The 21,135-nt window shown below is 71.9% G+C and carries 18 protein-coding genes; 9 read left to right on the plus strand and 9 right to left on the minus strand.

Annotated features, from left to right (window positions below; genetic code table 11):
• Positions 1 to 12 precede the first annotated feature (12 nt).
• Genes M3B01_RS03095 through M3B01_RS03105 form a run of 3 tightly spaced genes read left to right on the plus strand, consistent with a single transcriptional unit; the run spans position 13 to position 3,807 of the window.
• Positions 13 to 2,100 (plus strand): glycosyltransferase, encoded by a 2,088-nt coding sequence (locus M3B01_RS03095; RefSeq protein ID WP_259789353.1) that lies wholly within the window; start codon positions 13 to 15, stop codon positions 2,098 to 2,100.
• A gap of 29 nt (positions 2,101 to 2,129) precedes the next feature.
• Positions 2,130 to 3,023 carry an ABC transporter permease gene (locus tag M3B01_RS03100; RefSeq protein ID WP_396123330.1) on the plus strand — a complete coding sequence of 298 codons (894 nt, stop codon included), beginning with the start codon at positions 2,130 to 2,132 and terminating at the stop codon, positions 3,021 to 3,023.
• A 16-nt stretch (positions 3,024 to 3,039) separates the two neighbouring features.
• A complete protein-coding gene (locus M3B01_RS03105; RefSeq protein WP_259789355.1) occupies positions 3,040 to 3,807 on the plus strand; it encodes an ABC transporter ATP-binding protein in 768 nt (255 codons plus the stop codon).
• A gap of 54 nt (positions 3,808 to 3,861) precedes the next feature.
• On the opposite strand, the gene M3B01_RS03110 is transcribed toward M3B01_RS03105, so the two are convergent.
• Together M3B01_RS03110 and M3B01_RS03115 are read right to left on the minus strand one after the other, a co-directional pair.
• Positions 3,862 to 4,596: a TIGR03089 family protein gene (locus M3B01_RS03110; protein WP_259789356.1), complete on the minus strand. Its 735-nt coding sequence runs from the start codon at positions 4,594 to 4,596 to the stop codon at positions 3,862 to 3,864.
• A gap of 23 nt (positions 4,597 to 4,619) precedes the next feature.
• Positions 4,620 to 5,711, minus strand: coding sequence for a coenzyme F420-0:L-glutamate ligase (locus M3B01_RS03115; protein WP_259789357.1), 1,092 nt, complete (start codon positions 5,709 to 5,711; stop codon positions 4,620 to 4,622).
• A gap of 138 nt (positions 5,712 to 5,849) precedes the next feature.
• On the opposite strand from M3B01_RS03115, the gene M3B01_RS03120 reads away from it, so the two are divergent.
• The 3 genes from M3B01_RS03120 to M3B01_RS03130 are packed head-to-tail and all read left to right on the plus strand — an operon-like array spanning position 5,850 to position 11,109.
• On the plus strand, positions 5,850 to 6,146 hold the full coding sequence (locus M3B01_RS03120) for a WhiB family transcriptional regulator (protein ID WP_284690620.1): 297 nt from the start codon (positions 5,850 to 5,852) through the stop codon (positions 6,144 to 6,146).
• Positions 6,147 to 6,158: 12 nt separating this feature from the next.
• Positions 6,159 to 9,491: a glycosyltransferase family 2 protein gene (locus tag M3B01_RS03125; protein ID WP_259789358.1), complete on the plus strand. Its 3,333-nt coding sequence runs from the start codon at positions 6,159 to 6,161 to the stop codon at positions 9,489 to 9,491.
• Positions 9,484 to 11,109: a DUF5719 family protein gene (locus M3B01_RS03130; RefSeq protein ID WP_259789359.1), complete on the plus strand. Its 1,626-nt coding sequence runs from the start codon at positions 9,484 to 9,486 to the stop codon at positions 11,107 to 11,109. Before M3B01_RS03125 ends, M3B01_RS03130 begins: the two co-directional genes overlap by 8 nt.
• A 12-nt stretch (positions 11,110 to 11,121) precedes the next feature.
• Here M3B01_RS03130 and M3B01_RS03135 read toward each other — a convergent pair whose 3' ends face one another.
• Complete coding sequence (locus M3B01_RS03135) at positions 11,122 to 11,574, minus strand: metallopeptidase family protein (RefSeq protein ID WP_259789360.1); 453 nt, start codon at positions 11,572 to 11,574, stop codon at positions 11,122 to 11,124.
• 88 nt (positions 11,575 to 11,662) lie between these two features.
• Here M3B01_RS03135 and M3B01_RS03140 point away from each other — a divergent pair, with 88 nt between their 5' ends.
• Together M3B01_RS03140 and M3B01_RS03145 are read left to right on the plus strand one after the other, a co-directional pair.
• Complete coding sequence (locus M3B01_RS03140; RefSeq protein WP_259789361.1) at positions 11,663 to 12,019, plus strand: DUF3499 domain-containing protein; 357 nt, start codon at positions 11,663 to 11,665, stop codon at positions 12,017 to 12,019.
• Complete coding sequence (locus tag M3B01_RS03145) at positions 12,012 to 13,670, plus strand: phosphomannomutase/phosphoglucomutase (RefSeq protein ID WP_259789362.1); 1,659 nt, start codon at positions 12,012 to 12,014, stop codon at positions 13,668 to 13,670. The genes M3B01_RS03140 and M3B01_RS03145 overlap by 8 nt, the downstream gene beginning before the upstream one ends.
• Before the next feature lie 20 nt (positions 13,671 to 13,690).
• Here the strand turns inward: M3B01_RS03145 and M3B01_RS03150 are convergent, their stop codons facing one another.
• A complete protein-coding gene (locus M3B01_RS03150) occupies positions 13,691 to 14,554 on the minus strand; it encodes an RDD family protein (RefSeq protein WP_259789363.1) in 864 nt (287 codons plus the stop codon).
• 117 nt (positions 14,555 to 14,671) lie between these two features.
• Here M3B01_RS03150 and M3B01_RS03155 point away from each other — a divergent pair, with 117 nt between their 5' ends.
• The gene (locus M3B01_RS03155; RefSeq protein ID WP_259789364.1) at positions 14,672 to 15,667 is read left to right on the plus strand and encodes a stage II sporulation protein M; all 996 of its coding nucleotides are present in this window, start codon (positions 14,672 to 14,674) and stop codon (positions 15,665 to 15,667) included.
• 120 nt (positions 15,668 to 15,787) lie between these two features.
• On the opposite strand, the gene M3B01_RS03160 is transcribed toward M3B01_RS03155, so the two are convergent.
• From M3B01_RS03160 to M3B01_RS03180, 5 genes are read right to left on the minus strand one after another with little or no spacing between them, the layout of a single operon-like run.
• On the minus strand, positions 15,788 to 17,086 hold the full coding sequence (locus tag M3B01_RS03160; protein WP_259789365.1) for a DUF58 domain-containing protein: 1,299 nt from the start codon (positions 17,084 to 17,086) through the stop codon (positions 15,788 to 15,790).
• An 11-nt stretch (positions 17,087 to 17,097) separates the two neighbouring features.
• Positions 17,098 to 18,120 carry a MoxR family ATPase gene (locus M3B01_RS03165; RefSeq protein ID WP_259789366.1) on the minus strand — a complete coding sequence of 341 codons (1,023 nt, stop codon included), beginning with the start codon at positions 18,118 to 18,120 and terminating at the stop codon, positions 17,098 to 17,100.
• Positions 18,117 to 19,256 (minus strand): DUF4350 domain-containing protein, encoded by a 1,140-nt coding sequence (locus M3B01_RS03170; RefSeq protein WP_259789367.1) that lies wholly within the window; start codon positions 19,254 to 19,256, stop codon positions 18,117 to 18,119. The genes M3B01_RS03165 and M3B01_RS03170 overlap by 4 nt, the downstream gene beginning before the upstream one ends.
• The gene (locus M3B01_RS03175; RefSeq protein ID WP_259789368.1) at positions 19,253 to 19,897 is read right to left on the minus strand and encodes a DUF4129 domain-containing protein; all 645 of its coding nucleotides are present in this window, start codon (positions 19,895 to 19,897) and stop codon (positions 19,253 to 19,255) included. Before M3B01_RS03175 ends, M3B01_RS03170 begins: the two co-directional genes overlap by 4 nt.
• Positions 19,894 to 21,054, minus strand: a complete 1,161-nt coding sequence (locus tag M3B01_RS03180; RefSeq protein ID WP_259789369.1) for a glycerophosphoryl diester phosphodiesterase membrane domain-containing protein — start codon at positions 21,052 to 21,054, stop codon at positions 19,894 to 19,896. The genes M3B01_RS03175 and M3B01_RS03180 overlap by 4 nt, the downstream gene beginning before the upstream one ends.
• Positions 21,055 to 21,135: the final 81 nt, after the last annotated feature.

Consider the following 21,135-nt stretch of genomic DNA (forward strand, 5'->3'; position numbering starts at 1 on the left):
CCGAGGAGCACCATGAGCACTTCCGCCGCACACGACGCCCCTGATACCGACGACCGGGCACTGCCTGCTCAGCGAGTCCTGCAGCGCCTGATCCTGCCCCGGGAGGCCTCCCCGGACATCGTCCCGCTGTACATCGAGCAGGAGGACGCGCGCTCGGGAGCCGTCGGCAGTTCCTTCGGGCTGGGCAGCGGCAGTGACACCGTGAAGGAATCGACGTCGACCACCGCAGCCAGGCGCGGCGTCCCACAGGTGGATGTCACGGAGTTGAGTCATCGCCACGCGGTCACGATCCCCGCGACCACCATGCGCTCCTTTGGCACCTACTTCAACGCCTTCCCTGCCAGCTACTGGCGCCGCTGGACCCCGGTGCGGAAGATCCGGCTGGTGGTGCGCACCACCGGCCCTGGCCAGCTGGTCGTGAACCGCTCCAGCGCGCGCGGCACCATCCAGCGCCACACCTCCCGCCCCGTCCGGGGTGACGGCGAGCAGGTGTTCGAGCTGCCGCTGACCGCGTTCGGCGATGGGGGCTGGTACTGGTTCGACGCCTACGCCGGTGCTGAGGACCTGACGATCCTGGGCGCGGAGTGGACGGCGGATGCCGACCTGGCGCGCACCGAGGGCACCTTCGCCATCTCGATGACCACCATGAACAAGGTGGAGTACTGCCTGGACAACATCCGCACCCTGGCCGACGATCCCGAGCTGCGGAGCATGCTCGATGTGATGTACGTGGTCGACCAGGGCTCGGACCGCCTGCGTGACCACCCCGAGGAGCTCGATCCGCTGCAGGAGCAGATGGGCGACCAGCTCCACATCATCGAGCAGGGCAACATCGGCGGATCCGGCGGGTTCTCCCGCGGCATGTACGAGGCCGCCACCGCCGGCAGCGCGACGTACGTCGTCAACTGCGACGACGACATCGTGATCGAGCCGGAGTCGCTGGTGCGGCTGCGCACCTTCGCGGACTTCGCCACCCGCCCCACGATCGTGGGCGCCCACATGTTCGATCTCAACAATCGCTCCGTGCTGCACACCTTCGGCGAACGCGTGGATCCGTGGAGGATCCAGCCCGCACTGGCCAGTGAAGACGCTGTTCTCGGTCACGACCTGGCCTCCGCGCCACTGCGCTCCACACCGTGGCTGCACCGCCGGGCCGACGTCGACTACAACGGCTGGTGGATGTGCCTGATCCCCACCGAGACGGTGCGAGCGATCGGCCTCAGCCTGCCAGTGTTCATCAAGTGGGACGACGCCGAGTACGGACTGCGGGCGAAGAAGGCCGGCTATCCGACCGTGTCCCTGCCCGGTGCCGGTGTGTGGCACATGAGCTGGACGGACAAGGACGACCTCGTGGGATGGCAGGCGTACTTCCATGAGCGCAATCGCATCATCACGGCACTGCTGCACTCCCCGTACCCGCGGGGCGGCCGGGTGGTCAAGGAATCGCAGTTCATGGACGTCAAGCATCTGATCTCGATGCAGTACTACACCGAGGCAGGCCGGCTGATGGCCCAGCACGACGTGCTGGCCGGCCCGGACGCCCTGCACCCGGTGATCGGGACCAAGCTGCCTCAGATCCGGGAGATGGCCTCGGGCTTCGACGATGCCGCAGCGAAGAAGGACCAGGACCAGTACCCGGAGATCCGCATCGTCAAGCCTCCCCGCAAGGGGCGGCCCTTCAGCCAGCCGCACCGGATCATGCTCCCGGCATGGACGGCCAAGACACTGGTCAAGCAGCTCGTGGCTCCGACCAAGGACAGTGCCGCCGAGAACCCGGAAGCGGCTATCGCGCATCAGGATGCCAAGTGGTGGCGCCTGGCCGCGTACGACAGCGCACTGGTCTCCAACGCCGAGGGAACCCAGGTCTCCTGGTACAAGCGCAGCCCCCAGCAGGTGCGGGAGATGCTGACGGCCGCCATCGGCACCCATGCCGAGCTGTACCGCCGCTGGCCCGAGCTGCAGCAGGCGTACCGCGAGGCCGCCGGCCGCATCACCTCCTTCGAGGCGTGGGAGCAGACCTTCGTTGCGAACCCCGCCCCGCAGCGGGAGCAGGACCGCGCCGATACCGATCGGCCCGATGCCGGAGGCCCGGCCGCGTGAACGAGGGCCACTCCCGGCCCGCCGCCCGCATGCCCTCCCGGCAGGAGCAGGCCGAGGGCTGGCGCGCGCCCGGGCAGGACGCCGGTTGGTTGAATCCCATCAAGGAGCGCTTCCTGCTGCGCCTGCTGGTCAAGAAGGAGCTGCGGGTCCGCTACCGCGGCAGTGTGCTGGGCATGGTGTGGAGCTACGTCAAGCCCGCCGTGCAGTTCATCGTGTTCTACATCGCGCTGGGCGTCTTCCTGCAGCTGCAGCGGGACACCCCCGCCTACGCGGTCTACCTGTTCAGCGGCATCGTGGTGGTGAACCTGTTCGGCGAGGTGTTCGGCAACGCCACGCGTTCGATCACCGGCAACGGGGCACTGGTGGCGAAGATCTATCTGCCCAGCCAGCTGTTCCCCTGGGCCAGCATGATCGTGGCCCTGGTGCACTTCCTGCCGCAGCTGCTGGTGCTGGTGGTGGGCGCCCTGCTGTTCGGCTGGCTGCCCTCCCCGACAGCTGCTGTCGCCTTCGTGCTGGGACTGGTGATCCTGGTGGTGTTCACCATGGGGCTCGGCATGCTCACCGCCGCACTGAACGCCGCCTTCCGCGACGTGGAGAACTTCGTGGACCTCATCGTCATGGTGGCGACCTGGCTGTCCCCCGTCCTGTACCGCATCTCCATGGTGGAGGAGGCGATCGGCGGGACGGTCTGGTGGTGGCTCTATCAGCTGAACCCGCTCACGATCGTGGTGGAGCTGTTCCACGTCGCGTTCTGGCGCTACGGGCCGGACGTCGTGGAGGCGACGGCCTCGGACCCCTCGCTGACCATGCCCGGCGAACCGTTCGGCCTGTGGTGGGCGGGGCTCCTCATCGCCGCGGTGACCTTCGCCCTGGGCACCATCGTCTTCGAGCGCTCCAAGCGGCGCTTCGTCCAGGAACTGTGAGACAGGAGCCGCGATGATGGACACCGACGCCCCGGGCACCCCTGCCGCATCCGCCGTGGTCGAGCGCGAGATGGTGCGCATCGAGCACGTCACCAAGAACTTCTCCCTGCGCCACGACCACTCCCTCAAGGAGCTGGTGTTCTCTGCGCTGCAGAAGAAGAAGCTCGCCGACACCTTCCTGGCGCTGGACGACGTGGACCTCACCATCCGGGCGGGGGAGACGGTGGGCCTGATCGGCTTCAACGGCTCCGGCAAGTCCACGCTGCTGAAGACCATCTCCGGGGTGTTGTTCCCCGATCAGGGGCGGGTGCTGCTGCGGGGGCGCGTGGCCGGCCTGATCGAGGTGGGGGCGGGCTTCCACCCCGATCTCTCCGGCCGGGAGAACGTGTACCTCAACGGGGCGATCCTGGGGATGAGCCGCGAGCAGATCGAGGTGAAGTTCGACGAGATCGTCGCGTTCAGCGAGATCGAGGAGTTCATCGACACCGATGTGAAGTACTACAGCTCGGGCATGTTCCTGCGCCTGGCGTTCGCGGTCGCCGTGCACACCGAGCCCGACATCTTCCTGGTGGACGAGATCCTCTCGGTGGGCGATGAGCCCTTCCAGCGCAAGTGCCTGGCCCGGATCCGGGAGCTGCAGGAGGCCGGCCGCACCATGGTGGTGGTCTCCCACGAGCTGGACATGCTCACCGAGCTGTGCAGCAGGATCGTCGTGCTCAGCAAGGGGGTCGTGGTGTTCGACGGCGACCCGGTCGAGGCCGTGCGGGTGCTGCGCGAGAGCTGATGGGCCGGCAGCGGCCCCTCCCGATGCGCGACGCTCTCAGCGCTGGGGACGCACTCAGCGCTGGGAGCTGCACGCGCGGCCGGTGACCTGCTCGTCCGCGGCCCGGCGCTCATCGACGCGAGAAGCGGGGCCGACGATGCCGCCGCCCGCCAGCAGTGCCCCGAGCACCTGCGGCACGGCGTCCAGACCGTCGTCCTCGACCAGCAGGCGCGCCGGTGGGCCAGGCGTCCCCCCGGCGAGGTCGCTCCCGCCCACCGGTTCAGCTGAGGGGCCCGACCAGGCCGGCAGCGCGATGGCCAGACGGTCCGAGCTCGCACGCACCTCCTGCGCCCAGTCGTGCACCAGCGGTGGCAGCTCCCCGCTGAACCGGGCGGCGAGGGAGATCGGGTCCACCGCCAGCACCTCATCGGCGTCCTCGACCGGGCCGGAGCCGGGGCGGTCGCTGATCAGCACCTCGGGTACCGACGAGGGGGCATGGGGGAGAAAGGCGGTCGCTCGGACGCCGTCGGCCGCGCGCGGCGTCCCTCCCAGCGACCACACGGCCAGTGCCAGCACCAGGCGCTTCCAGTGCGCCGGGAGGTCCAGGACGACCTCGGTGCCGGGTGCGAGGGCGATCTCGTCATGCAGGTGGCCGATGGACTTGATCACCCAGTTCGCCAGCACGTGGCCGGACAGCTCCACACGGCCCTCTTCCTCGTACCAGGCCAGAGCGGGGCGGGGGCCGGTGCGTTCGAGGGCTGCCAGCAGTCCGGAGGCGACATCGGAGGTGGAGGGGGTCGAGGGTGTCAAGGGTGTCGACGGTGTCGAGGAGGTCATGGTGCGGTCTCCGGGGTGATGTGGATCTGGACGTCGGGCAGGGGGGCGGCAATGGCCTCGGCCCCCAGGGCCGTGCGGATCCGCTCCGCGAGGGCGCCGGCGGCCAGCCAGTGCTGCGGCCCGTCCCCGGCCGGATGCACCTCGATGCGTCGTGGCTCCACCAGACGCGCACGGGCAATGGGCGAGCCGGGCACCTGCCCCTGGGGGGCCGGGGCGTCCTCGTCGGTAGGGGGTGCCTCGGTGCGGTCGATCAGCGCCACCGCGAGGGCCCTGGCGATGCGCTCGTCCGCCGGTTCGGGACTCATCCGGGCGATCGGCTCACGATCGGCGGGGACACCCATGGCCTGCCACACGGACTCCAGGCTGGGGCGTCGGAACCAGTCCTCGCCCCCGGTGCGGGAGAGGGCAGCGGCCGGCACCTGTGCGTCGCCGTCGACCACGTGCTCGGCCAGTCCCCGTACCAGCGCGAGCGGCACCCGCTCGGACTTGCCTTTGACCAGGTCGGCGGCCGCGGCGATCTCATCGGCGAGGTTGCGCACGGTCACCGACAGCGATCTCCCCGAGCCGTCGACGCTTCCGCGCAGGTCCTGCAGCGAGCGCAGGCCCGCCGCGCCCAGTGCGATGTCACCCACACCGACCCGCCACACGCGCGAGGAGGTATCGGTCAGCACCACGGCCAGTCGCAGCCCGAGGGCGTCCTGCAGTGCGGTCCGCAGCTCTGCAGCGCATGCGTCCGGGTCCGGGGGCAGCAGCAGGGGGCCGCCAGGTGCGTTCGAGGAGTCCACCCCGGCGGCAGCCATCACCGGACCGGAGGGGATCTGGGCGATGGTGGTGACCCGATGGGTGTGGAGCCGCCGTGCGACGATCCGGACGGAGGACTCCTCCACGGCACGGTCGCGCAGCTCCGGGGAGGTCACCAGCCCCAGGGACTTGGAGACGATCTTGGTGGAGATGCACAGCACATCCCCGGCCTCGACCCCGGCGGCGCGCAGCGCGGGAAGCAGGGCCTGCTCCAGCCGGTCACCGGGCTGGATCTCGCCGATCCCGGTCACGGGGACGGCATGGATCCGGGTGGGGGTCTCGATCACGGCTCCTCCCGCTTGACGCACACGAACCACACGGGTGTAGTTTAGGTGGGCAACAGGCCGGGCATGCATGATGACCCACCGCCAGTCACGAGCCACGGCATCCAGTCACGAGCCACGGCATAGGGAGGAGACGCACCGATGGACAAGGACGCCGTCACCGAGTCGCAGCGCACCGAGCTGTCTCTGCTGGACTTCGCCGTGGAGCAGGACGAGGCCGAGCTGTCGTGGCAGGAGCGCGCCCTGTGCGCGCAGACCGATCCCGAGGCCTTCTTCCCCGAGAAGGGCGGCTCCACCCGGGAGGCCAAGAAGGTGTGCGTCTCCTGCGAGGTGCGGGCCGAGTGCCTCGAGTACGCCCTCGAGAACGACGAGCGCTTCGGGATCTGGGGCGGGCTGTCCGAACGGGAACGACGCAAGCTCAAGCGCCGCGCAGTCTGACATCCTGAGCGGGTGAGCGAACGTCAGGTCACTGCCGTCGTCCTGCTGAGCAGGTCGACCACGCTCACGTCCCTGGAGACGACCGCCGCCGCGCTGGCGGCCCAGACCCGACCCCCGAACCGCACCCTGGTGATGGTGCCCGCAGGGCTGTCCGCCCAGGTGCAGGAGGCGGTGCGCCGATTCGCCGACGGGTTCGGCCCCGACGCCGTCCACAGCCTCTCCGACACCGTCGGTCGGGCCGGTGCGGTGCGCGAGGCCCTCGAGGTGATCGGGAGCGCCGGCGACGCGGTCGAGACGGTGCACTCGCCGGTGACCACCGAGGGCGGGACCACGGCCCGCTCGTCCGGCTCCCAGGGCGGAAGGCGCGCCCGCGACATCGACATGGAGGCCCTGGAGAGGGCCCGCACCCAGGAGGCCGAGAGGCTCGCCCGGGTGCCGGAGCGGCTGCGTCGCCGCCGGCGGGACACGGGGCGCCGGGCGAGCGGGAGCGACTCATGGCTGTGGTTCCTGACCGAGCAGACGGCACCGGGGAAGGACGCCCTGGCGGAGCTGCTGTCCACGGCGGCCGTCTCACCCACCACAGCGGCGGTGGGGCCGAAGCGGCTGCGCCTGCGCGAGGACCTTGAGGGTTCCCCGCCCCGGACCGCCGACGATGCCGACGTCCTGGTCGACGTCGGCCTCACCCTCACCCACAGTGGTCGGATCGTCACCGGCGTCGAACCCGGGGAGATCGACCAGGGACAGTCCGACTGGCGTCAGGACGTGCTCGCGGTGGGGCTGCCCGGGATGCTGGTGCGCGAGCGCACCCTGCGCGAGGTGGGCGGACTGGACCCCGATCTGCCTGCCCCCTGGGCCGAGATCGACCTGTGCCACCGCATCTGGAGGGGCGGCGAGCGGGTGGCGGTGCAGTCGGCCGCGCGTGCGCTCGCACCGGTCTCGGACGCATCGCCCCAGCAGCGCCTGCTGGAGCGGCGCACCGGTCAGATGGCGCTGCTGCTCAAGCATCGATCCTGGCTCCTGGGCCTGCTCACACTGCTGCTCACGCCCCTGGTGACCCTGCTGCGGACGGCCGGGGCGATCGCGGCCTCCGAACCGCGTCGGATCCCGGTGGAGCTGCGCGCCGCGGCACAGGTCATGCGCCGGGCCCCCCGGGTGATGGCCCGCGGTGCGCAGGAGCGCAGGCGCGCCCGGGTCCCGGGTCGTCGTCTCGCACCTCTGTACCTGCCGCGCGGGGAGGGCATCCGACAGGGCGCCGAGAGCGCACTGACCCATCTGTTCGCCGACGACGATCGCAGCCGTCGCGCCCGACTCACCTCCTGGGGCATCGCCGGCACCCGGCACGGGATCGACGATGCGGACTACGGCCGCCACATCGCCTGGACGGTCGCCGTGGCCGTGCTGGCCACCGTCCTGGGAATGATCACCCTGAGGGGACTGTTCGGCCGGGGAGAGCTGACCGGCCCCGCGCTCATCCCCCTGCCGGCCTCCTGGGGCGCACTGCGGGAGGCCGCCTGGGCCAGCTGGATCCCGGGAGGACTGGGACAGCGGGGCCCGGCGGATCCCCTGGTCCGGCTGCTGGGCCACCTCCCGGTGAGCGGGGCACTGCTGGTGGAGGTGATCGTCTTCTCCGCGGTCCCCGCCTCGGCGCTGCTGGCCTGGTGGGCCGCAGGCGCGATCACCCGCGCCGTCGGAGCGCGCCTCACCCTCACGGTCACCTGGGCGCTGGCCCCCCCGCTGCTGGCCGCGCTCTCCGACGGCGCCTGGCCGCTGCTGCTCGTGCACGCACTGCTGCCCCTGCTCGCCCTCAGCATCGGTCGTGCCATCGGCCTGCCCCACAAGGCGGAACGGGCCAGTGTGCCCGCGGCCGCGGCGGGGGGCCTGCTGCTGCTGGTGCTCAGCGCCGTTGCCCCGCTGCTGCTGCTCCTGGCCGCTGTCGCTCTCGCACTGATCGCCCCCTCCGTCCCCGGTCGGCGGCTGCGGCTGCTGTGGGTGCTGGCCCCCTCCCTCGCCCTCCATCTGCCCTACCTCGCCGTCTACATCGGGGATCCACGCCTGCTGCTGGGAGTGGGCGGGGTGCATCCCCGGCCGGTGACCGCCGAGGCCTGGGACCTGCTGGCGCTGTGGCCCACAGCACCTGCCCTGCGCGGGCAGCTCGAGGGATCCCTCGGCCCGGTCGCGGCCCAGCTCCTGCTCATGCTCCCCGTGCTGCCCGTTGCGGTGGGAGCGCTGGTCGCGCCGTTCCTGGCGGGCAACGTCGGCCGCGCCGGACGCTTCGCTGCCCTTCTCGCCGCACCGACCCTGCTGCTCGTGCTGCTGCTGCAGCACACACCGATGTCCGTGACCGGTGAGGTGCTCGTACCCGCCCCCGCGCATGCCCTTCTCAGCACGCTGCTGCTGGCGCTGTGCATCGGCGGTGCCGCCGTCTTCGACGCGCTGGCCCGCCGGGAGGGCGACATCTCCCGCACCCGTCGCGTGCTGACCGGCGGGGTCGGGGCCGTCGTCGCCGCGGTCTGCGCGGTCACGGTGCTGGGATGGACGGTGGCGCTGCCCTCCTCACTCAGGATCGACCGTGTGGAGGGAGGCCAGGTGCCAGCGGCCGCTGCCGACCAGGGGCGCACCGATGCCCGCGCGCGCGTGCTGGTGCTGCGCCCCGGGGACGACGGCACGGTCCGCGCCGAGGTGGTGGTCCACGGCGGGGACTCCGTGATACAGCACGCCACCATCGCCTCACTGCGCGAGGCCGATCGCGTGGAGGCCGGCGAGCCGGTGGACTCCGATCCCGGCAGCGAGGCGCTGCGCCGAGCCGTCACCGGTATCCTCGCCCCGGGCGGCGCCGCCGAGCCCACCGATCCGCTCGCCCTCGCCTACGTGATCGTGCCCGGCAGCCCCGAGGACAGCGCGGGCCTGGTGGACAGCCTCGATTCCTCCTCCGCCGTGGAGAAGGTCACGCAGAACTCGAGCGGGGGCATGTGGCGCGTGATCGATGCGACGCCCCGTGCCTGGCTCGAGGGGCCGGGACAGCCCCAGCTGATCCCGAGCGGCGTGATCGGTGCCGCGGGGGAGATCACCGCGAGCGAGGAGGCCCGCACCCTCGTGCTGTCCGAGCGCCTCGACTCCCAATGGCGGGCCGACGTGGGCGGCACCGAGCTCGAGCCGGTTCCTGTGGACGACTGGGCACAGGGCTTCGTCGTACCGGCCGGGGTCGAGGGCCACCTGGTCATCAGTCGAGAGCAGCCCTGGCTGCCGCTGTGGAAGGTGCTCCTGTATGGCGTGACGGGGATCACCGCGCTGATCGCGATCCCGTGGCGCGGGCGCAGTCGGCCAGGGGAGGATTTCCATGTCTGAGCACGATCATCACCCCGTCCCGCTCGACGATCACGTGCCCGGCCACCGGACCGGACGGCTCCGGCCGGTGCTCGCACTGGTGAGCCTGCTGCCGCTGGCAGCTGCCGTCGGGGCACTGGCCATCACCCCTCTGCCAGGGCCCACCACGGTGGAGCGATCCGTGACCAGTGCCGAGGCCGGGGGAGTCCAGCTGTGGTGCCCGGGCCCGCTGGATCCCCCGCAGGAGGCGCTCGGCGCCGGCACCGATGAGGACCTCGCGGTCATCCCGCCCTCACCCGCGGTCGACGTCCGCACCGTCGCACTCGAACCGGCCTCGTCCCTGCTGTTCGGCCGGGTCAGCGGATCCGAGACCCGACTGGAGGAGGACGGCTCCGTGCGCGCTCCCTCCATCACGGCCCTCGGCGCCGACGGGCAGGCCCTGACCGTCCCCACCGTCTCCCGGGACCTCGGGGCCGCCGTGCAGACCGTCACCGGCGCGGAGGACACTCTGCAGGTGCAGACCACGGGCTCCGAGGGCGGTCGCCCCGTCTCCGACACCGTGCAGACCACCGTCACCACCGAGGGTGACTACCGCTCGCTGGCGATGAGCCGCTGCCTGCCCACCGCCACCGACGCGTCGTTCCTGGGGGTGTCCACGCAGCGCGGCGCCAGCTCGCAGCTGGTGCTGAGCAATCCCGGCGACCGCCCCGCCACCGCAGCGGTGCAGGTGTGGACGGCGGACGGGCCCGCGACGATGGCGGGGCGCAGCCAGGTCGTGGTCGCACCCCGCACGGAGCAGCGCATCCTGCTGGAATCCATCGCCCCGGGCCACGACCACGTGGGCGTGCGCGCTGAGGTGATCGGTGCACCGCTGGTGATGCACATGCAGACCACGGAACGGGACGGCCTCACCCCCGGGGGTGCAGAGATCCTGGCGCCCACCAGCGCGCCCGCGCGCGAGCAGATCGTTCCCGGGGTGCGCGTGGAACAGGCCGCCCCCACCCTGGTGCTGGCCAACACCCAGGGCGAGGATGCCACCGCGACCGTCACCGTGATGGGCACCGGTGGGCCTCTGCCCGATGCCGAGCAGGAGGTCGCCGTGCCGGCCGGCGCCGTGGTGCCGGTGGCTCTGGACGGCGTGCCCGAGGGGGATCATGCCGTGAGAGTCGACTCCTCGCAGCCGCTGCTGGCCGTGGTCCGATCCGAGACGAGCGGGGCGGACCTGCCCGGGGACACCATCGGTGCCCCCGTCGACTTCGCCCTGGCGGCGCCGGCGCCGGAGCTGGGCTCCCATTCCGTCGTGGCCCTGCCCGCGGGGGGACAGGCCGGGCACCTGGCCCTGACCGCCACCGAGGACACCGAGGTGACGGTGGCCCCGATCTCCGAGAACGGCGCTGCGGCCGAACCGATCGTGATGCAGATCGCGGCGGAGACCGTGGCCACGGTCCCGACTCAGGACCTCCAGGTCGACGGGGAGCCCGCTGCCGGCGTCACGGTGGTGCCGGAGAGGCCGGGAGTGCTGCACGCCAGCTGGGTGCAGCAGCACGACGACGGCGCCGGCGGCACCCTGCTGGCCACCCTCCCCGTCACGGTGCTGCAGAACACCGACGTCGAGGTCAGCGTGCGACTGTCCGAGTGAGGGCCCGCACGCTCATTGCCCCCACGCCTCCGGGTCCACGTCCTCCGGCGCGATGGCCAGCATCGACCCCACCTGCTCCGACAGCACCTGGCGCACCAGCAGATCGAGGTCCTGCTCGGCCGAGCAGCGGGTCTGGATCGGCAACCGGTACAGGATGATGCGCGGCGGGTGCTCCCGGGTGGAGGGCAGGGCACGACCCAGCAGCACCGAGGCGTCCTCCCAGGGAGCTGGATCGGCGGGCGGCACCTCCTCGACCACGACGCGCAGATGGGCGAGTCGGCGCGGGAACCGCTCGATCAGGGAGGCGGCGGCGTCGGTGACGGTGTCGTCGAAGCGCTCGCGCCGTGTCCGATGGCCGGGCAGGTGCGGGGGGATCAGGTCCCAGCGCCTGCCGCGCCCCCGGCGATCACGGCGGCGCAGGCCGGGTCTCGGGGCGGGAGGCGGGGTGAGCCCGGACGCATCCATGCCCGCACTCTATCGGGGAGCGCACGGGCTGCCGTCCACCGGGCGCGCCGTCCACCAGGAGGCCTTCTGCCTGCGTACACTCCTTGCTGTGCCAGCCCGTGAATGCTCCCGCACCGCCTGCTCCCTGCCCGCGGTGAGCACATTGACCTTCGTGTACGAGGACGCCACGGCAGTGCTGGGGCCGCTCTCCCGCAGCAGCGAGCCGCACGCCTACGACCTGTGCCGCGAGCACGCCTCCCGGCTCACCGCCCCGCGGGGATGGGAACTGCTGCGGGTGGCCGGCGCATCGGAGGTCAGCGACGATCTGGTCGCCCTCGCCGATGCCGTGAAGCCGTCGCGCAGCACGCAGACACCCGCCGACGCCGGGACGGCGTCACGGACGCAGCCCGCCCCGGTGCGCGAACCAGCTCGCCATCTCCATGTCCTCAGGAGCCCCCATGACTGACAGCCGCCCGGCGGACCTCTCACCGATCGTCAAGGCGTACGACGTGCGCGGTGAGGCCGGCACACAGCTGACGGCCGAGGTGGCCCGCGCGCTCGGCGCCGCCTTCGCAGACTTCCTGAGCAGCTCCCCGGACGGCGGCGACATGATCGTCGCCCACGACATGCGGGTCTCCTCCCCGGAGCTGGCGCGCGCCTTCGTGGACGGAGCCGTGCGTCGAGGAGCCACCGTGGGGGAGGCCGGGCTGTCCTCCACGGATCAGCTGTACTGCGCCTCGGGCCTGCATCGTGCCGCCGGGGCGATGATCACCGCCAGCCACAACCCTGCCCAGGACAACGGGCTGAAGCTGTGCCTGCCCGGGGCCCGCCCCATCAGCCGCGACACCGGCCTTGCGAGCATGCGGGCCGCAGCCGAGGCCTACCTCGATTCCGCAGAGATCCCGGAGATCCCGGGCGGGGTCTCACAGCCCCTGGACACCCTGGCCGACTACGTCGACACCGTGCTGGGGCTGGTCCCGATCCCCGAGGGCCGACGACTGCGCGTGGTGGTGGACGCCGCCAATGCCATGGCCGGGCTGACCGTTCCCGCAGTGGCGGAGCGGCTGGGCCGGATCGACCTGGTTCCGCTGCACTTCGAGCTCGACGGCACCTTCCCCCACCACCCGGCGGATCCGCTGGACCCCATCAACCTCGAGGACCTGCGGGAGGCCGTGCTGAGCGAGGGGGCCGATCTCGGCTTCGCCTTCGACGGCGATGCCGACCGGTGTGTGGTCCTGGACGAGACCGGCGCCCTGGTGTCCCCCTCGGCGATCACCGCCCTGATCGCCCAGCGCGAGATCGCCCGAGCTCGAGCCGCCGGGGAGGAGCACCCGGCCGTGGTCGCGAACCTGGTCTCCTCCCGGCACGTGGCCGAGACCATCCGGGCCGCCGGCGGCACGCACGTGCGCTCCCGGGTCGGCCATTCCCTGATCAAGGCGCTGATGGCCGAGCACTGCGCCGTCTTCGGCGGTGAGCACTCCGCGCACTACTACTTCCGGGACTTCTTCCACGCGGACTCCGGGATGCTCGCGGCCCTGCACGTGATCGCCGCCCTGGCGGAGAGCGAGGGCTCCCTGTCGACCCTGGTGGCGTCCCACGATCCCTATGCCAGCAGCGGGGAGATCAACTCCCGGGTGGACGATGCCGAGCAGTCGCGCGAGACCGTGCGCGCACACGCGGAGCGGATCCCGGGGACCACGTGCGACGACCTGGACGGCCTGACGGTGGAGCACTGGGACGCCGAGGCCCCTGCGGAGGAGCGCTGGTGGTTCTCCCTGCGATCCTCCAACACCGAGCCGCTGCTGCGCCTGAACGTCGAGGCGGAGCTGGAGACCACGATGATCCGGGTGCGGGACGAGATCCTGGCGCTGGTGCGCCAGCAGCCGGTGGTGAGCCTGCAGCCCGTCGACGTTGAACTGCCGCACCTGGCCCCGGCCGGGGCCAGCGGTGCCGATGTGCCTGCGTGGGTCCGCGAACGACTGCGCTGCCCCGACTGCACGGGCTCCCTGCGCGATGTCGATGCAGGCCTCCAGTGCGCGTCCTGTGGACGGATCCACCCGGTCAAGGGTGGGATCCCGGTGCTGATCGCCGGTCGCACCGCGGCACCGAGCGCCTGAACGGCCGGTGCCGATCCGCCTCAGGCGGTGAACGGCGCCGTGCGCACCTCAGCGGACAGCTCGCGCTGCGCCGCGACAGCTCGCCGCAGCCTCTCCTCGTCGCGTCGGGACCTCTCCGACACCACCGCGGCCAGGAACGCCTCCGGATCGGTGCCCGGGGGAGGAGCCGGCGCCACGAACGGGAGCGCTCGCTGCAGCAGGTCGCGGGACAGCTGCTGACGCGACCGGGGATGGATGCGCTCGGCTCGGGGCAGGAACGAGCGGATGTCCTGCACCAGCGCCACCGGGAGCCGCCCCACATCGGCCCCCGCCGCCCACGGACGCAGTTCCTGCGGCAGCTCGATGCGCTGCGAACGCGGAGCGGACATGCGCTCCTGGATCACCACGGTGCCCGCCAGCAGGTCCCCGATCCGACGCGACTTGCGATCGAGCACCGAGCAGGTCAGGGCCACCGCACCGGCCGTCCCCCAGATCTCGAACATGGCCATCACGGCTCGCAGCACGCTCTGACGCACATGGACCGGCCCGCCGTCCTCCCGCACCACGCGGGTGCCCGTGACCAGTCGCCCCACGGAGCGGCCACGCAGCAGCATCTCGCACAGCACCGGGTAGCCCACGTACGCGGTCACGCTCATGACGAGCGTCCCGGCGGCGAAGAACCCCTCGTCGGCATCCAGGGCCGCCATCACCCACACCGCGCCGACGATCCCGCCCACCAGGATCGCCAGCTGGACGGCGCCGTCGATCGATGCCGACAGCATGCGCACGGCGAAGGAGGCGGTGCGCAGGTCCAGCAGCACCGCCTCGCCGGTGACCAGGGACTCCCTGTCGTCCCGTGCCAGTGACGCGGAACCGGCATCGCTCGGTGCAGAGATCGTCGACATACCTTAATCCTGGCAGGCCGTCGGCGCCTGCGAGAGAGTCCACGGTCTGCTTCTGGCAGGTCGGAGTTCGACTTTCGTCGGCGGCGCGGAAGCATGCTGCGTGCCTACCCTGGGGACGTGGACACCGATGCCTTCATCTCCGTGCACAGCCCCCAGTGGGAGCGGCTGGCCGAGCTCACCCGCACCCGCCGGCTCGATGCCGAGGGGATCGACGAGCTGGTGTCCCTCTACCAGGCTGCGGCCACGCACCTGTCCACGGTGCGCTCCACGAACCCGGACCCGGCCCTGACCGCGCGCCTCTCGCTGCTGGTGCACCGGGCGCGCCTGCGGATCACCGGGGCCCGCACGCCGCTGTGGAAGCACGCCCGCACCTTCTTCTGGGAGGACCTGCCGGCCGCCCTGTTCCAGGCGCGGTGGGCGGTGGCACTGGCCGCTGCGATCTTCCTCGGGGCCACGGTGGTGTGCGGCCTCTACTTCGGGCTCGATCCGGTGGCCCGGGGACTGGTGCTGCCGGAGGCCGCGCAGCGCTCCCTCGCCCAGCGCGACTTCGTTGAGTACTACTTCCAGGGGGACGCCTCCGGGTTCGCCGCCAACGTGTGGACCAACAACGCGTGGATCACGGTCCAGGCCGTCGTGCTGGGCGTGACGGGCTTCTGGCCGGTGATGATGCTGCTGCAGAACGGCCTGAACGTGGGGCTGATGGCCGGGGTGATGGGGGCCTACGGGGGCCTGGGCACTTTCTTCGTGTACATCCTCCCGCACGGGCTGCTGGAGCTGACCTGCGTGGTGGTGGGTGCCGGTGCAGGACTGCGCACCTTCTGGGCGTGGATCCGCCCCGGGGAGCTGCCTCGGCTGTGGGCGCTGTCGCGGGCGGCACGCTCGCTGGTGACGGTCGCGATCGGGCTGGTGCCGGTGCTGCTGGTCTCCGGGTTCATCGAGGCGTTCGTGACCCCCAGCGGGCTGTCCCCGGCGGTGCGCATCGCGATCGGTGCCCTCGCCTGGCTGGCCTTCCTCGCCTTCATGCTGGTGCGCGGCAGGCAGGTGCACCGCTGCGGGATCACCGGGGACCTCTCCGAGGAGATGGTGGGCGACCACGTCGCCACCGCGGGCTGAGCAGTCGACCGGATCGATGGGAGTGGATGCTCGCCGCCGATCCGGCCTTGTGGCAGGGTCACCCCGACCCGCCACGTCCCCGCTGCGGGGTGGCCGGGTCCCCATCGGGCGGGGTGCCGCCTACAGCCGCCCGGCCGCCTTCAGCGCGAGGTAGCAGTCGGCCAGAGCCCGTGGTGCCCGGTCTGGCGGCGCATCCACCACATGCGCCCCCACCCGCTCCAGGGCCCGCGCCACTCCGGAGCGGCGGATCCTGTCCTGCTCGGCGGCCGCCGCCCGGTACACGGCCTCCAGGTCCCCGCGCCCCGCGGCCAGGGCATCCAGGGCGGGATCGGCGACCGACAGCACCACCAGCGGGTGGTCGCGTCCGATGCGCGCGGCGACCGGCAGCAGTCCCGTGTCCACCACGGAGGCGTCCACCGGCGTCACCAGCACCACCAGTGCTCCCTTGCGGGCACGGTCCCGAATCGCGCCGGCTGCGAGCTCCCAGTCCGTCTCCACCAGGGCAGGGTGCACGGCGGCGGTGGAGCGCACCATGTCGTTGAGCACGGTAGTGCGGCTGGAGCCCACCACGGACACGTGGGGGATGCGGTCGATGCACAGCAGATCAACGCGGTCCCCGGCGTGCCCTGCCAGCGCGGTCAGCAGCAGAGCCGCATCGAAGGCGGCGTCCAGGCGGGGCGCGTCACCCAGGCGGCTGGCGGAAGTGCGGGAGGTGTCCACCACGATCAGCACGTGCCGGTCCCGCTCGGGGCGCCAGGTGCGCACCACCACACTGCGGCGGCGCGCAGTGGCCCGCCAGTCGATCGAGCGCACGTCGTCGCCGTCCACGAAGTCGCGCAGCGAGTCAAACTCGGTGCCCTGACCGCGCTGATGGATCGCGGCCAGCCCCTCGATCTCCCGCAGCCGTCGCACCCGGGAGGGGAGGTGGCGGCGGGAGGCGAAGGGATGCAGCGCCAGCAGTCGACCCGGCGCGTCCACGGCTGCGGTGCGGCGGGCCAGCCCGAGCGGACCGCGGGAGGCCAGCAGCAGCGTTCGCGAGGAGTGCTGGCCCCTGCGCGTGGGCCGGTACACCTGGGCGACGGCTCGCCTCTCCCGCGGCGGCACCCGCAGCGCAGAGCGCTGCTCTGCCAGACCGGCCGTCGGGTTCCAGGCATCCCGGATCTCCAGGTCCGCGGGGCGGGAGGTCGGATTGGCAACCAGCACCCGCCCGCCGGCCTCCCCGCCCAGCCTGACCTGCCCCGGTGCGTCCCGCTGCACGGTCAGCGCGCGGGGGGAAGGGGCCAGGAAGGCATCGATCAGCACCACCAGCAGCCATGCCGCCGCCAGCAGCAGCACGGTCCACCAGGCGGGCCACAGCACCAGCACCGGCAGTCCCAGCAGGGTCACCAGTGCGGCACGCGGGGTGATGGAGATCCTCATTCCACTGCCTCTCAGCGCGGCACGGGCACCGAGGCCAGTGTCGCGGCCAGGACCGCCTCCACCTGGGAGCCCTCCAGCTCCGCCTCGGTGGTCAGGCGCACCCGGTGCGCGAGGGTGGACGGAGCCATGATCTTCACGTCGTCGGGGGTGATGAAGTCCCGGCCCGACAGGTATGCCCAGGCACGGGACGTGCGCAGCAGCGCGATCGCACCGCGCGGCGAGACCCCCAGGGACAGACTCGGCGAGCGGCGGGTGGCGCGGCAGACGTCCACGATGTACTGCACCACCGGATCCTCTGCCGCCACCGTGGCCACATCCCGTTGGGCGCGTTCGAGTGCGGGCACGTCCACCACCGGACGCAGCCCCATGGCGCCGAGGTCCGCGGTGTCGAAGCCGTCGGCGTGACGCCGCAGCACGTCCACCTCGACCTCACGCTCCGGCAGCGGCATCACCGCCTTGAGCAGAAAGCGGTCCAGCTGGGCCTCCGGCAGCGTGTACGTGCCGTCGAACTCGATGGGGTTCTGGGTGGCGATCACCAGGAAGGGGTCCGGCAGCGGGTGCGGCATGCCGTCCACGGTGACCTGGCGCTCCTCCATGGCCTCCAGCAGTGCGGACTGGGTCTTGGGAGGGGTGCGGTTGATCTCGTCCGCCAGCAGCAGGTTGGTGAACACCGGGCCCTCCCGGAACACCAGGTCGCTGGTGGAGGCGTCGTAGACGAGGGAGCCGGTGATGTCGCCGGGCATCAGGTCCGGGGTGAACTGCACGCGGCGCATGCGCACGTCCAGCGCTGCGGCCAGGGAGCGCACCAGCAGGGTCTTGGCCACGCCGGGAACTCCTTCCAGCAGCACGTGGCCGCGGCACAGCAGGGCCACCACCAGGCTGGTGACCGCGGCGTCCTGGCCCACCACGCCCTTGTGGATCTCGTCAGCGAGTCCCTGGAGCTGCTCGCGGGTGCCGCGGTCGACATCGGGCCCGGTGGGCGCGGTGGGGCCCTCGGCCCCGGGCGGGACGGCGGCCTGGCTGGAACCGTTCATCGGTCGATCTCCTTCTCGAGTCGGTCGAGGTCGTGGGCGAGCTGCACCAGGGCCTGGTCACTGCTCACGGGGGTGGGTCCGAGCAGGGAGCGGATCTGCTCCGGGGACTGCTCGAGATGCGGGGTGAGGGCGGCGACCAGGGCGTCCAGCGACTCCTCGTGGCGGATGCCGAGCCGGTCGGCGAGGCGTCTCGCGGCAGCGGCGCGCAGGGAGGCGGCGGCCGCATCACGGGACTGCGACTGCTGCAGCAGCCGTGCGCGCCCCAGCACCAGCTCCTGGGGCCGCACCGTCACCGGAAGCGGCTCCACCACCACCGGACCGAAGCGTCGTCCCAGAGCCAGCAGGGCGACCAGCGCTGACAGCAGCAGCCACAGCGCGAGCGGGGAGGCCCAGTCGGGCAGATAGTCCAGCAGGTCCGGTCCGGTGGCGGCCATCGGATCACCGGGGGAGGGGACGTACCAGGTCAGCTCATCGGTAGAACCGAGAGCGTTGAGCACCAGAGCGGAGTTGTCCGCCTGCCCGATGCCGTCGTTCGTCAGCAGATCCGGGGAGCCCAGCACCACCAGCCGATCGTGCACGGCCACCAGCGACCCCGCCCCGGAGGCGAAGCAGCCGGCTGCCTGCCCGGAGGTGCGGTAGGTGGTGGCCGGCCCCACCAGCCCTTCATCGCCGGGCACGTGGACCTGGCGTGCACCGAAGGCGGCATCGCAGTCAGGGCCGGCATCGATCAGGGTGGATGTGCGCACGGTCCCTGCCGGGGAGATCAGCGGCGTGAGGTATCCCAGGGTGACGAAGTCCGGCTGGACCAGCACCAGAGTGCCGGCCGACTCCTCCAGCGAGGTGGACAGGGCCTCCAGCTGCGCACCGGAGAGCAGGACGGGGTCCGTGACCAGCACGGTGCGGCCCTCGGACAGATCCTCGACCACATCGGCGGTGTGCCGCTGGGTGTCGACCTGGACACCCAGGTCCATGAGCACGCTCACCGCGGCCCGGGATCCCTGTCCCGTCGGCGCGTCGGGCTCGAGCGGGCCGTCCCGGTAGTAGCCGCGGGCCACGGCGGCCAGGACCGCCGCCAGTACGGCGAGCACGATCAGCACCACCAGCCATCGGGGCCGACGATCGGCGGAGCTGTTCATCCGGCGGCCCTCGGGCTCTCGGTGAGGTCCGGGCTGGACTCCGCGATGTACTCGGTCAGCCGCACCAGGTCCTCGGCCTGCTTGGCGCTGACGGAGCGGTGGGAGTAGGCGGCGGTGTCGAAGGCCTGGGCACCGAGCTGGAGGCGTCCCCGCAGTTCGGGGAACGGTACGGAGGCTCCCTCGGCGGCCTCGTGCGCCGTCATCCCCGCGGTGACGTCCAGCAGGGTGCGGTCGTCGAGATCGCGCACCAGTGCGCGCATGGCCAGCACTGCCGCATCATCGCGCCGCCCCGCGGCGACGGCGTCGCGGGCCGCTGACCGCAGCTCGGCGGCGCTGAGCACGTCCGGGGTGTCCAGTGCCGTCTCCACCGTCAGCGTGGCGCTGCGCCGGATCAGTCCGGTGCGGCGCAGCACGAGCACCGTCGACCCCAGCGCCAGCGCGATCAGCAGGGCGAACAGGCCGGCCTGGGCGGCGGAGGAGCCGTCGATGCCCTTCACGATCTCCGTCAGCCAGGACTCGATCGTCTCGAGCAGCCACTGCACGAAACCGGGGGAGTCGTCGTACTCGGCCTTCGACAGCTCCTCGAGCATCCGGCGGCGCGCCTCATCGGGGTCGATCCCCGGTGGGGCAAGGGGGATCATGGGAGCTGCCCCGCGTTCCAGCTGTCACGGGCACGCCGGTTCAGTTCGATGTCCCAGGCCTCGTGCCGCATCCGGTTGTCGGCGTAGATCGCCGCGGTGCCGGCGGAGAGGTAGGGGGCCAGCAGGAAGGTCGCGACGTAGGCACCGATCATGGACAGCACGGTCAGCACGATCACGCCCAGCACGATCGCCTCGAGGTTGGACAGCAGCAGGATCGCCATGTAGGCGACGGCCCCCACCACGCCGAAGACTCCGCTCAGCACCTGCACGGCGACGTAGTACAGCACCGCCAGCAGGACGCCCAGGCCCAGCGCCCGCCACATGCGGCGCCCGGCGGTCAGCGCGAAGGAGCGACGCACAGCCCCGAGGATCCCGGTCCCTTCGACCACCAGTGCGGGGATGGCGAGCAGGGTGCGAGCGTAGAACCACACTGCCGCGACGAGTGCGACGACGAGGCCCAGCACCAGAGCGAGGATCGTGATCGCATTGGCCTCCTGCCACACCAGCAGAGGCACCAGACCCAGGGTCGTGGGGACCACGGTCGCGACGGTGATCAGCAGCCCCACCAGGGCGGAGACCCCGACCGCCGGCAGCGCCAGTCGTCGCAGGGTGGGCCACAGCTCGGAGTCGGCCAGAGGCTCGCCCGTGGCCTCCCCGATGGCGACCCGCGTGAGGACGGCGGTGACCATGGCGGTGGCGATCATGGAGACCATGCCGGTCACCAGCGAGGCCCCCAGCGTGCTCAGCGCCTCGGACAGGGACATCACCGAGAACGCCCCGGGATCGCTCGCCTGCGGGTCCTCGAGCATGGTGCGGGTCTCGCCGATCAGCGGCATCATGCTGGCCCCGGTGAGCACCGTGATCAGCATGTACGCGATGCCGTGAACGGCCGCGGACAGCAGCAGCATGGCCTTGGCCCGACGACGGTAGATGCGGACCGCCGCTCCCAGCACCTCACCGACCGACAGTGGCCGCAGGGGGAACAGGGGCGCCTGCTGCACCAGTTCCCGCCGCAGCGGGCCAGCCGGGCCGTCTGTGGGCCCCTGAGTGCTCGTGGGGTCTGGGATCGGGGGCGCACCGGCGCCGTCCGGGTGCGTCCCCGGCTCCTGGCCCTGCGGGACGCTGCTGGTCCCGGGTGCGGTCCATCCCGTGCTCATCCCGACCTCCGTCGTCCTGGACCCCACCGGGTGCTGCCGGGTGAACCGGGGAGCCTGCCGTGGCGGTCCTGCTCGTGGTGA

The sequence above is a fragment of the Brachybacterium sp. p3-SID957 genome (assembly GCF_025144775.1).
In the GTDB taxonomy this organism is placed as follows: Bacteria; Actinomycetota; Actinomycetes; order Actinomycetales; family Dermabacteraceae; genus Brachybacterium; species Brachybacterium epidermidis.

Coding starts and splice junctions, on each gene's coding strand:
- M3B01_RS03145 (WP_259789362.1), top strand. CDS start 12,012: ATGACTGACAGCCGCCCGGCGGACCTCTCACCGATCGTCAAGGCGTAC.
- M3B01_RS03150 (WP_259789363.1), bottom strand. CDS start 14,554: ATGTCGACGATCTCTGCACCGAGCGATGCCGGTTCCGCGTCACTGGCA.
- M3B01_RS03180 (WP_259789369.1), bottom strand. CDS start 21,054: ATGAGCACGGGATGGACCGCACCCGGGACCAGCAGCGTCCCGCAGGGC.
- M3B01_RS03105 (WP_259789355.1), top strand. CDS start 3,040: ATGGACACCGACGCCCCGGGCACCCCTGCCGCATCCGCCGTGGTCGAG.
- M3B01_RS03170 (WP_259789367.1), bottom strand. CDS start 19,256: ATGAACAGCTCCGCCGATCGTCGGCCCCGATGGCTGGTGGTGCTGATC.
- M3B01_RS03135 (WP_259789360.1), bottom strand. CDS start 11,574: ATGGATGCGTCCGGGCTCACCCCGCCTCCCGCCCCGAGACCCGGCCTG.
- M3B01_RS03100 (WP_396123330.1), top strand. CDS start 2,130: ATGCCCTCCCGGCAGGAGCAGGCCGAGGGCTGGCGCGCGCCCGGGCAG.
- M3B01_RS03130 (WP_259789359.1), top strand. CDS start 9,484: ATGTCTGAGCACGATCATCACCCCGTCCCGCTCGACGATCACGTGCCC.
- M3B01_RS03160 (WP_259789365.1), bottom strand. CDS start 17,086: ATGAGGATCTCCATCACCCCGCGTGCCGCACTGGTGACCCTGCTGGGA.
- M3B01_RS03165 (WP_259789366.1), bottom strand. CDS start 18,120: ATGAACGGTTCCAGCCAGGCCGCCGTCCCGCCCGGGGCCGAGGGCCCC.
- M3B01_RS03095 (WP_259789353.1), top strand. CDS start 13: ATGAGCACTTCCGCCGCACACGACGCCCCTGATACCGACGACCGGGCA.
- M3B01_RS03120 (WP_284690620.1), top strand. CDS start 5,850: ATGGACAAGGACGCCGTCACCGAGTCGCAGCGCACCGAGCTGTCTCTG.
- M3B01_RS03175 (WP_259789368.1), bottom strand. CDS start 19,897: ATGATCCCCCTTGCCCCACCGGGGATCGACCCCGATGAGGCGCGCCGC.